This is a genomic window from Candidatus Protofrankia californiensis, from assembly GCF_900634765.1.
Taxonomy (GTDB): domain Bacteria; phylum Actinomycetota; class Actinomycetes; order Frankiales; family Frankiaceae; genus Protofrankia; species Protofrankia californiensis.
In genome coordinates this window covers 2519-6697 of the sequence record NZ_CAAAFT010000459.1, presented here as the reverse complement: position 1 = coordinate 6697, position 4179 = coordinate 2519, and the positions used below count along the sequence as shown (strand labels likewise).

Annotated in this window: 3 protein-coding genes; all 3 read left to right on the top strand. The window is 68.7% G+C overall.

The features are described 5' to 3' along the window. The first annotated feature begins 402 nt into the window (after nucleotides 1-402). The 3 genes from DD1DGNOD_RS23735 to DD1DGNOD_RS23725 are packed head-to-tail and all read left to right on the top strand — an operon-like array spanning nucleotide 403 to nucleotide 3919. A complete protein-coding gene (locus DD1DGNOD_RS23735; RefSeq protein WP_131771063.1) occupies nucleotides 403-1575 on the top strand; it encodes a PLP-dependent cysteine synthase family protein in 1173 nt (390 codons plus the stop codon). Beyond that, the gene (locus DD1DGNOD_RS23730) at nucleotides 1575-2930 is read left to right on the top strand and encodes an MDR family MFS transporter (protein ID WP_131771064.1); all 1356 of its coding nucleotides are present in this window, start codon (nucleotides 1575-1577) and stop codon (nucleotides 2928-2930) included. The genes DD1DGNOD_RS23735 and DD1DGNOD_RS23730 overlap by 1 nt, the downstream gene beginning before the upstream one ends. Next, nucleotides 2927-3919 carry a pyridoxal-phosphate dependent enzyme gene (locus tag DD1DGNOD_RS23725; RefSeq protein WP_206443388.1) on the top strand — a complete coding sequence of 331 codons (993 nt, stop codon included), beginning with the start codon at nucleotides 2927-2929 and terminating at the stop codon, nucleotides 3917-3919. The genes DD1DGNOD_RS23730 and DD1DGNOD_RS23725 overlap by 4 nt, the downstream gene beginning before the upstream one ends. The last annotated feature ends 260 nt before the right edge of the window (nucleotides 3920-4179 follow it).

The window sequence follows — 4179 nt, the reverse complement described above, 5'->3', positions numbered from 1 at the left end:
TCAGTGGGCTGAGTACGCCGGTACGCCGCCTCGGCATGATGATCATTCGTGCGGGCCGGGTGGCATGGACCTGCTCGGCGTGCAGCCGCCGTCGGCGTCGGTACCCGGATTGGATTCGGTTCCGGCGGCGGCCGTGGTCGTAGCGGCGTGGTCTGCACAGTGTCGGCCTCCGGCCGCAGCCGTCGGCGTGGTTCGTACATTAGCGGGTGCCGAGTTGCTGGTGCGGGTGGGTGTGTCGCGACGGTGACGGGTCACTGCAGCGTCTGACACAGCACTGTGTTCCCTCTTCCCTGTGTGTGAGCACGCGGGCGGCTGAGGCGGTCGCGGTGAGAGTGCCGGGCGCTTTCGGCTGGCCGATGACCGTTTCCGCATCGCGACACTCCCGAAGAGGATTTTCGACTGATGAGCGTTCGTTCTCATGCTGCTGTTGCCACACAACATGAGTTGACCCTGTCCGAGCAGGTGGTGCCGTCCTCGGCGAGGCTGGTGCTGTCGTCGTCCGCAGCGCCGTGTCATACCCCTGCGGGGGCAGTGGGCAACACGCCGGTGTTGTGGATCGACGAGCCGTTCACCGACGACGGGCGGGGTTTCTGGGCCAAGCTGGAGGGCCACAACCCTGGCGGGATCAAGGACCGGCCCGCGCTCCACATGGTGAAGTGTGCCCGCAAGCGTGGCCAGCTGGCGCCGGGTGCACGGATCGTCGAGTCCACCAGCGGCACGCTGGGGCTGGGGCTGGCGCTGGCCGGCATCGTCTACGAGCATCCGGTCACCGTGGTCACCGATCCGGGTATGGAACCGATGATGGTGCACATGCTCAGCGCTTACGGTGCCGAGGTCGACATCGTGGCCGAGCCGGATCCGGTCGGTGGGTGGCAGGAGGCGCGGCGCCGTCGAGTGCGTCAGCTGCTGGACGCCGAGCCCGGCGCGTGGTGCCCGGACCAATACCACAACCCTGACAACGTCGCCTCCTACGAGCCGCTGGCGGTGGAGCTGGTGGCGCAGTTGGGGCGTGTGGACGTGCTGGTGGCCAGTGTGGGCACCGGTGGGCACTCCGCCGGGGTCAGCCGGATGTTGCGCGAGTTCTGCCCGCGGTTGCGGCTGGTAGGGGTGGACACTGTGGGATCCACCATCTTCGGTCAGCCTGCCGCGTCGCGCCTGATGCGCGGGTTGGGCAGTAGTATTTACCCCCGCAACGTCGCCTATTCGGCGTTCGACGAGGTGCACTGGGTCAACGCCACCGAAGCGGTGTGGACCTGCCGGGCGCTGGCCGCGCACCACTACGCCAGCGGCGGGTGGAGTGTGGGGGCGGTCGGCCTGGTAGCCGGATGGCTGGCGCGGACGCTGCCGCCGGAGACCCGCATCGCGGCGATCTTTCCCGACGGGCCGCACCGCTATTTCGACACCGTCTACAGCGATGCGTTTTGCGGGGCTCACGATCTACTCGGGCACCCTCCCGCCGACCATCCCGAGCACATCACCCACCCCGCGGACCGGGTCGTGGGGCGGTGGACACGCTGCATGACCGTTGTCGATCCGGTCACCGATGCGCGTCTGACCCATCTGAGTGCCCGGTGATGACGGGCAGCTGGGGGCAGTTCCGCTCCTTTTCGGGCAGTGTGCAGCTGCTGGTGATCAACCAGTTCGGCATCAATCTCGGCTTCTACATGCTCATGCCCTATCTGGCCAACCACCTAGCCGATGGGCTGGGCATGGCCGCGTGGACGGTGGGGCTGGTGCTGGGAGTGCGCACGCTGAGCCAGCAGGGCCTGTTCCTGCTGGGCGGCACCCTGGCCGACCGGCTCGGCTACAAGCCGATGATCGTCGCCGGTTGTGCGCTGCGCACGGTGGGCTTCGGCCTGCTGGGAGTGGTGGAGACGCTGCCCGCGGTGCTGGCCGCCTCGGTGGCCACCGGCCTGGCCGGGGCGTTGTTCAACCCGGCGGTGCGCGCCTACCTCGCCGCGGACGCCGGGAAGCGCCGCGTGGAGGCGTTCGCGGTGTTCAACGTCTTCTACCAGGCCGGGATACTGGTCGGGCCGGTGGTCGGACTGGCGTTGATCATGCTGGACTTCCGTGTGGTGTGTCTGACCGCCGCGGCTATCTTCGCCGCGCTGACGGTTCTGCAACTACGGTCGTTGCCTGCGCGGGTTCCCGACCGCGACACCCAGCACACCACTGGAATGGCCGGAGTGCTGGCCGACTGGCGGATGGTGGTCGGCAACCGGGCGTTCCTGCTGTTCTCCTTGGCGATGATCACCTCCTATATCCTGTCCGCGCAGATCTACCTGGCCCTGCCCTTGCAGGCCGGGCGCGTGCTGGGCGGGGGCGGGGATACCGGCAGCAGCGTGCTGTTCGCCGTCTCGGCAGTAGTGGCCGTTCTGGGGCAGGTACGGCTGACCGCGTGGGCCAAAGCCCGCTTCAGTCCCGGCCGGTCGGTCACCACCGGCGTGGCGTTGATGAGCGCGGCGTTTGTGCCCCTGGTACTCACCTCACACCTGGCCCCCGCCGCACCGACGACCATGGCCGGGGCGGCGCTGGCGCTGGCGCCCGCGGTGGGTACCACGGTCCTGCTGACTTTGGGCACCGCGATCGCCTACCCCTTCGAGATGGACACCATCGTCGTGCTGGCTGACGGTCGCCTGGTGGCCACGCACTATGGCTTTTACAACACCCTGTCCGGCATTGGCATCACCGCCGGCAACCTGGCCACCGGCCTGGTGTGGGACGTAGGCCTGTCCAGCGGGTGGCCGTGGCTGGTGTGGATCGCCCTGGCGGCCACCGGTGCAGCGGGCACCGTAGCCCTGGCGTTGCTGCTGCGTACCGGCCGCCTGCCCTCCCACATCCCGCCCGTACCGGTCACCGGTCCCGTCTCGTCCGACACACGTGCTATTCCCACCATGCGCGACATTCGCCGAAAGGTACCCACCCGATGACCACCCCGCCCATACCAGCCACCGAGCAGATGGTAACCGTGGACCACGTACGTGCCGCCGCTGCGCGCCTGGCCGCGGTAACGGTGACCACACCAGTCGTGCGCGCACCCGTCCTGGACGACCACACCGGCGGGCAGGTGCTGGTCAAATGCGAAAACCTGCAGCGCACCGGGTCGTTCAAGTTCCGCGGCGCCTACAACGCCCTGGCCTGCCTACCCGCCGAGCAGCTCGCCCGCGGAGTGATCGCGTTCTCCTCGGGCAACCATGCCCTAGCCGTGGCCACCGCCGCTGCCATGCTCAACACCACCGCCCTGATCGTGATGCCCGCCGATGCCCCACCGGCCAAACTCGCTGCGGTCGGGCACCTCGGCGCGACGGTGGTGACCTTCGATCGCTACACCGACGACCGCTTCACCTTGACCAACCGGCTGGCTGCCGAGCACGGACTCACCCTCATCCCGCCCTATGACCACCACGACGTCATCGCCGGCGCGGCTACCACCACTCTGCAGCTGCTGGAACAGACCGGCCCGCTGGACGTGCTGGTCCTCCCCCTGGGAGGAGGAGGCCAACTAGCCGGGGCAGGCGTGGTCACTGCCGCGCTCACTCCCAGCACCCGCCTGATCGGCGTGGAGACCGCCACGGGTGACAAGAACCGCCGGTCGCTGCAGGCAGGGCAGCGGGTGCGGATCCCGGTGCCCCGCACCATCGCCGACGGTGTCACCGGCGAGATTCCCGGTGAGCTGACCTTCCCCCTCGTCCAGCGGCACGTCGATGAGATCCTCGTCGTCGACGACGAGGAGATCACCGCAGCCCTGGCCGTGGTGTTCGACCAGTTGAAACTGGTGGTCGAACCCAGCGGCGCGCTGGCCGTCGCCGCAGTACTGGCCGGACGGGTGATAGCGCCAGGACAGCGAACGGCGGTGGTGCTCTCCGGCGGCAACATCGACCTTGCCCGGCTGCACACCTTGCTCCACCCCGCCCGCTGAACCGACCGGCTCTCGGTCGCGTGCGTCCACGGCTACCACGCGCCGGTCCGGCGTCTTGGACGCCGCGGTCAGAGGGTGATGGCCAACTGGTGGACGTGGGCTATAACCTCGATCTTCTGGGCTGTCAACGAGGCGGTGATGCCCCTTGACGCTGACCGCAGGGCAGGCCTTCCGAGCCTTCCCTGGACGCTGCTCGCCCTCGTCGGCGCCGGCTGCGCATGGGGTATCCACCGGCTCGACCACAACGACCGCCTGACACG